Source organism: Streptomyces sp. bgisy159 (assembly GCF_965341775.1).
Classification (GTDB): domain Bacteria; phylum Actinomycetota; class Actinomycetes; order Streptomycetales; family Streptomycetaceae; genus Streptomyces.
This window is the reverse complement of the sequence record NZ_CBDQZH010000002.1, coordinates 392,789-399,633: the sequence shown is the minus strand read 5'-3', so window position 1 is coordinate 399,633 and position 6,845 is coordinate 392,789. Positions and strand designations below refer to the sequence as shown.

General features: G+C 68.9%; 4 protein-coding genes. All 4 read left to right on the top strand.

The window, feature by feature from the left end; genetic code table 11:
* Positions 1-1,962: B12-binding domain-containing radical SAM protein (locus ACSLTV_RS03925; protein ID WP_435611617.1), on the top strand; the 1,962-nt coding region annotated here is incomplete at its 5' end.
* Positions 1,949-3,001, top strand: coding sequence for a ThiF family adenylyltransferase (locus ACSLTV_RS03920; RefSeq protein ID WP_435611616.1), 1,053 nt, complete (start codon positions 1,949-1,951; stop codon positions 2,999-3,001). The genes ACSLTV_RS03925 and ACSLTV_RS03920, both read left to right, overlap by 14 nt.
* Positions 2,998-4,755 carry a carbamoyltransferase family protein gene (locus tag ACSLTV_RS03915; protein WP_435611615.1) on the top strand — a complete coding sequence of 586 codons (1,758 nt, stop codon included), beginning with the start codon at positions 2,998-3,000 and terminating at the stop codon, positions 4,753-4,755. Before ACSLTV_RS03920 ends, ACSLTV_RS03915 begins: the two co-directional genes overlap by 4 nt.
* A gap of 9 nt (positions 4,756-4,764) precedes the next feature.
* Complete coding sequence (locus ACSLTV_RS03910; protein WP_435611614.1) at positions 4,765-6,843, top strand: hypothetical protein; 2,079 nt, start codon at positions 4,765-4,767, stop codon at positions 6,841-6,843.
* Positions 6,844-6,845 lie beyond the last annotated feature (2 nt).

Sequence of the window (6,845 nt, the reverse complement as noted above, 5' to 3'; positions counted from 1 at the left end):
CCACACCCGCCTTGCGTAGCCCATCATCCCTCCGCCTCGCCTCGTACCGGAGACACCGTGCATCAAGCGACACCAGCCGAAGTGTGGTTGGCTTTCCCACCTCTGGTCGACACCAACTTCGGAAGCTTCTACCCGTCGACCGCGGCGCTGGCTGCCTTCTTGAACCAGGCCGGCATACCCAGTGAACAGGCCGACCTCAACGAAGAGTTCGCCCTGTGGCTGCTCGACCAGGCGCGTGCTCAGGGCGGCCGGCTGCCCGAGGTGGGCCCCGAGACCATGGCTGGTGCCGCGGCGCGTTGGCTGTCGCGCTCCCAGGAGCGCGTGTTCGATTCCGACGGACGGCACGACTTCGGCCCCGACTCGCCGTACGGCTATGTGGTGCGCCTGCTGTCCACGCCCTATCTGGTCGACCCGGACGAGAGGGTACTGGGGCCGCTGGACCACGACGACGCCGTCGTACGCGCGTACAACGCCTTTTATGCGCAGGCGGACTTGCGCCGCCGCATCGGTGAGCGGGTGTCGCTGGTCGGTATCTCGGTGCCCATGGGCCCTCAGCTGCTGCCCGCCCTCCTGCTCGCCGCGCACGTCAAGGCCCTGGGGCTGGATGTACGGGTAGTGCTGGGCGGACCGGCCGTGAGCCTGATGGACCCCGCCGACCTCGACCGTCTCCTGGTCCACCATCCCCACATCGACTGCGTCGTACGCTTTGACGGCGAGCAGCCCCTTCTGGCGCTTGCCGAGCAGACCGGGCGGGGCGACTGGCAGCCCGCCCTTGTGCCCGGCGTCAGCCATCTGGACGGCGACGGTGCGACCCACCACAACGCGCCCGCCCCGGGCCCCGACATCAACCGGCTGCCCCCGCCTCTGTATCCGAAGGAAGTCCTGAACCGGCTTGCCGCGCCCGTGCTCGCGGTGACTCAGGCCCGCGGCTGCTACTGGGGCAAGTGCGACTACTGCGACTTCATCGAGCTGTACGACGGCAGCCCGCCGTTCCGGGGGCGGCGCCCCGACGGTTTCGTGGACGAACTTGCCACCTTGGTCGACGATTTCGGCGTCTCGCGGTTCACGTTCATCACCGAGTCCATTCCGCCTGCGTTCGCCCGCCGGGTCTGCCGCGCACTGATCGACCGGAACCTTCGGATCAGCTGGAACTCGTTCGCCATGGTGGACCGCAGGTTCGACCGCGAGCTGCTTGCCCTCATGGCGGAGGCCGGCTGTGAGTTTCTCGTCGTCGGTATGGAGACGACGATCACCAGGGTGCTAGAACTGGTCCACAAGTCGGCCGACCGTGAGGAGAACCTCCGCTTCCTGCGAGACGCCCGCGAGGTGGGTCTTCCTCTCATCATCAACCTCATCCCGGACCTGCCGACCACCACGTACGACGAGGCGTTGCGGGCGCTGGACGACGTCCAGGACTTCGCCGACACGCTGCTCTCCGTCTCCGTGTTCCCCTTCGAGGCGACCAGGTCCTCCAACGTGGGCCGCAACCCTGAGCGGTTCGGTCTCACCGTGGGCCCTGCGGTCCAAACCTCGGGGCAGGCGCAGTATGCGCTCAATCACCTCCAGAACGTCGATCCGGCGATGACGCCGGAACAGCGGGCGGACATCCACCGGCGCTACCGGGAGTTCGCCGAGAAGGTCAACAGCCGCCGTTACCGTCCTGCTCCTACGGCCTCCAACCGTCCGGACGAACTGTTCCGCCTCGCGGTCGAGGATCTCGATGTCCTGGAGCTGGAGGGCGCCATGGTGTGCACCAACATGAGGACCCGAGAGCAGATCCGTGTTCCTTCCAAGGCGGTGCGGATTCTGCGACCGTACTTGGACGGGGCGCCCTTCACGATGCGACAGCTGACCGATCACGCGGGCGAGCGGGCGGCCGGATCACTGTTCTCGAGCCTGACCACGGCGGGCATGCTGACGGGGGCTGCGACGGGCGCGGGAGGACACGATGCCCGGCGATGAGATCAGACTCGTCGACAGCGTCCAGGTGTATGCCCATGACGGCGGCATGCTTCTCGTACAGGGCACCCAGGCGCTGCGGATCCGCTCGACGGGCTCTTCGGCCGCCGACGCTGTACGGCGACTGCGCTCGGGAGCCGACCGCGACACGCTGGCCGAGGGATCCTCCGCCCGCACAGTCCGTCGGCTCATCGAGCGCCTGGACGCGCTCGGTTGGCTCACGGCCGAACCTCCATACGTGGAACAGAGCGTTCCGTGGGATCGACAGGTGGGGTGGCTGACGTCGGTGACACCGGACGGGCAGCGCGCCCAGGACCGACTGCGCACTTGCTCTGTGGCGGTCCTCGGCGTCGGCGGTATCGGCGGGTTGACAGCCCAGCACTTCGTCGGTGCGGGCGTGCCGGAGCTCTGGCTGATCGACCACGACGAGGTCGCCGTTCACAACCTCAACCGGCAGTACCTGTTCACCGCCGCCGACGTCGGCGAGGCCAAGGTGACCGTGGCTGCACGCGCACTGCAGGCCGTAAGTCCCGATGTGCGTGTCCACACACTGCGACGCAAGGTGGTCTCTCGGGAGGATCTCGACGCCCTTCCGAACTCCCTCGACCTGCTGGTCGTCGCCGCAGACCAGCCGCGCACCATCTGGGACACTGCCTGGGCGTGGGCCGAGCGCACGGCGACGCCTTTGATCGGTGGGGCGGTCGGGCTCGGCAGTGGCTACTGGGGGCCACTTCTCGACCCGGCAGCCGGCCACTGCTGGCGCTGCTTCGAGCGACGCAGGGTGTCGGGTTTCAGCGCCGAGGAACGGTCGCTCGAGAACGGCGGCACACCCACCGCCCACTCCTTCGGTCCGACCAACTCCCTCATCGCATCGCTGGTCGCCCGCGATGCACTGCTCTTCGTCGGCACGGGTGACTGCGCGGTTCGAGGACGGCGCCTGGTCCTGGATGTGCTGGGAGCAGGCGGGCCGGTCGCGACGGCGGGCGACGCGGCATGCGCAGGCAAGACGTCGGCCCTGCACGGAACAGGACGGGACATATGATCATCCTTGGTATCTCCGCGCTGTACCACGACTCCGCGTGCGCTGTCATGATCGATGGGGAGATCGTCTCCGCCGCGCAGGAGGAGCGCTTCACCCGCACCCGGTTCGACCCCGCCATGCCCGTGCGGGCGGTGCGGGCGTGCCTGAGCGACGCGGGCGTCCACATCACCGATGTGGAGCACGTGGCCTACTACGAGCGGCCGGAGCGCAAGCTCGGCCGCCAGCTGTGGTCGGGCCTGCCACAGGTGCCCGAAACCTCACCGGTGGCACTCGGCAAGCTGGACGCCAGCCGCCCGTTCCGGCAGATCGAGCAGTTGCTGGGCTTCGTCGGCCCGGTGACCGCGGTGGCACACCATGAGGCCCATGCCGCCAGCGCGTTCTACCAGTCCGGATTTGACAGCGCCGCGCTGTTCACCGCCGACGCCGTCGGCGAATGGACCACCACCAGCTACGGCCGCGGCGACAAGAACGGCATCGAACTCTTCGAGGAGGTCCGGTTCCCGCACTCGCTGGGAATCCTCTACAGCGCCGTGACCTCGTATCTCGGGTTCGCCGTCAACAGTGACGAGTACAAGGTGATGGGCCTGGCACCATACGGCAGCCCGGGCTACGTCGACCTGCTGCGTCGCCTGGTGACCGACCAGGACGGTGGACAGTTCCGGCTCGACCTCGACCACTTCGACCTCAGCGGCAGCGGGCCCATGTACACGGACAGCCTCTGCACACTGCTCGGTCGTCCCGCCCGGAGCCCCGAGTCCGAGATCGAGCAGTTCCACACCGACGTCGCGGCCAGCCTGCAGTTGCTGCTCGAGGAACTCCTCCTCCTCAAGCTGGACCATCTGCACCAGGTGACGGGCAGCACTCGCCTCGGCTACGCCGGTGGTGTCGCCCTCAACTGCGTGGCGAACCGGCGCATTCGGGAACAGGGGCCGTTCGAGGAGATCTTCGTCCAGCCAGCCGCGGGCGACTCGGGAGGAGCCATCGGCGCCGCGGCCATGGTGCATCACCGGCTGACCGGGCAGTTCAGCCCACGCAGGCTCACCGACGCACGGCTCGGTCCGACCGGCCGCACCGCGCCCGCGCGCACCTGGATGCGTCGGGCCGGGGTGCCGGCACTGGACTTCGCGGGTGACGAAGCCGGGCTGCTGGCCCACGCCGCTCGGCTCCTGGCGGACGGGGCGGTCGTCGGCTGGTACCAGGGGCGGATGGAGTTCGGACCCCGCGCGCTCGGCGCACGCTCGATCCTGGCCGACCCCCGCGACCCCGGGATGCGGGACAAGATCAACGCCTTGGTCAAGAAGCGCGAGGCATTCCGTCCCTTCGCCCCCGCCGTGGTGGCCGAGCGCTGCGCGGAGTTCTTCGATCTTGCGGAACCCTCCCCCTTCATGCTCGACACGACCACTGTGCGACGAGGGAGTGAACTGCCCGCCATCACCCATGTCGACGGCAGTGCGCGCGTGCAGACCGTCGACCGGTCCGACGCGCCGCGCTTCCATGGACTGCTCACTGCGTTCGGGGATCTCACGGGCTTCCCGATCCTGCTGAACACGTCGTTCAATATGCGTGGTGAGCCCATCGTCTGCTCGCCAGCCGACGCCCTGACATGTTTCGTCCGGTCAAATCTCGACGCTCTGGTCCTCGGTGACCAGGTCATCGCCCGCGCCGATCTGCCGCGGCACTGGCCGGGTCTGCTCGACGATCTGCTGCCCTATCAGCGACCGCCGATCAGCCGCGACGTGTACACCTTCCTGTAGGAGCCGATCGTGAATCATCCGGAAGAGCGCTTCGCGGCCCGCGCCGACAACCTGGCCCGCCTGCTGGCGGACGAGCGAGGTGCGGAGATCCTGGCAGAACTGCAGAAACTGGCCCTTGTCACCGGCTCCCGGCAAGCGACCGGGAACGGATCGCGGGCGGCCGGCGGAGCCGAGCCGGGCATACCGACGGTGGGCCCCTGGGATGTGGTGCGCACCGATGGCGGCACCACGCTGCGCCGCCGATCCCTGCCCGTGGATGAGGCCCGCACCTGGGCCGATTTGGCGGACATTCCACTGAGTGAAGAGGCCGAGCGGATCGTCCTGCTCGGCGAATCCAGCGCCCGGGGCTTCCTCCTCGACCCGGTCTTCACCCCTGCGCTCGCCCTGCAGCGCCAACTGGACGACGCCGCGCCGGGCGCTCACCAGTGCATCGACCTTGCGCAGACCGGACAGAGCCTGCGCGAGCTCATGACCCTGGTGGGCCAACTGCCGGTGCTGCGCCCGGACATGATCGTCGTCTACGCCGGCAACAACTGGGTGCTGCCCCAGCACACCCCGGCGCACCTCGACCTGCTGGCCACAGCACTGCGCAACGGCGACTACGCGACCATGCGCGACTGTTTTCTCGACCGGATCGTCGCCCCCGAAGCCCTGCGGTTGCTGAACCGCCTTGCTCAGGTGGCACGGTCGTGCGAAGCCCGTGTCGTCCTGGTCATTCCGGAGTTCAACCTGCGCGGCTGGTCACCCGACCCGGAACTGGAACTCCCGCCGTTGACTCCCGACGCCCTCACACGGTGGGCCGGACTGCGCCGACGGGCCGAAGATGCCCAAGGCCGGGGCGACGCGGAGTCGGTGCTCACGCTTACCGAGGAGATGGCCTCCCTCGACCGAGGGCTCAGCCCGGCCACAGGCTGGCTGCGCGCGCAGGCCGCCCGGACGCTGGGCCGCGCCGCCGACGAGGAGCGAGCCCTGGAAACGGCCCGGGACGCCGCCGCCGGACTGCTGACCACCCATACGCCCCGCGTCATCTCCCCCATCCGGGCCATGATGGCGGAAACGGGTGCGAGGCTCGGCTTCGGCTGCGTCGACCTGGGCGCCCTTCTGCGCCACCGGACACCGCACACGCTACCGGACCCCTCGTACTTCCTCGACTACTGTCACCTCAGCGATCAGGGCATCGAGCTTCTGGCCGCCGCGGTCACGGACGAGATCCGTGGGCTGCCCCAGGGCACCACACCACCTGGACCCGGGGCCTCCGAGAAAGCCAGGGCAATGTCGTTTCTGCTGGCCGCCGTGCACAACAGTTTCTACGGGCAGCCCGAGGAGCGCGTGGCGGAGCTGACCCGCGCCGCCGTGCTCGGCGTGCCCGAGACGGCGCAGGCCCTGCTCGACGTACTCCAAGCCGACGGGCCGGTGTGGACACACCCGGCGGTGACGACCCTGGTCGCCACTCCTCAGGCCCACCGCTACCTCGCTCCCATGCTGACCCGGCAGGCGGAGACGCTGGGCATGTGGTCGCTCAGGAGGTGCCTGGGCCGAGAGACCGGCAACACCCTGCGGCCCGATGGTTGCGACGGCGTCAACGGAGGGGAGAGCACACCGGCCCCGGAACCCCGCCCCCGCACGACAGACCTGCTTGCCGCGGTGGAACAGGGCCTGATCGATGGCGCGTTCCGGCCGCCCAACCATCTGCCCGAGCGCAGTTACCTCCAGTGCTTCGGACGGACGAGCACCCTCGCCTTCGAACTGCCGGAGGCCGTGGCCGGGGAGCTGACTCTCGTGTACCGGACTCCTGAGGCCGTCGGCCGCGGGGAACCGGCTACAGTCCTCGCCAACGGAACGGAGATCGGGAACTTGCCGGTCGCGACCGACGGTTGGCGGCGTCTGCGGCTCGCCGTCCCCGCATCCGTGGTCCGCACGGGCGGCAACCGACTCGTGATTCACTGGCCCCTTGGTGGCGCGCAGTGGCAGGTGAGGCGCACTTCCGACGCCGCGGCCATGGCGCGATCGGAATTTCCTATGGTGCTGCCCGTCCAAGGCGAACTGTTCGAAGCGGTCTTCGCCCCTCAGGCGAGTTCTGACACGTAAGG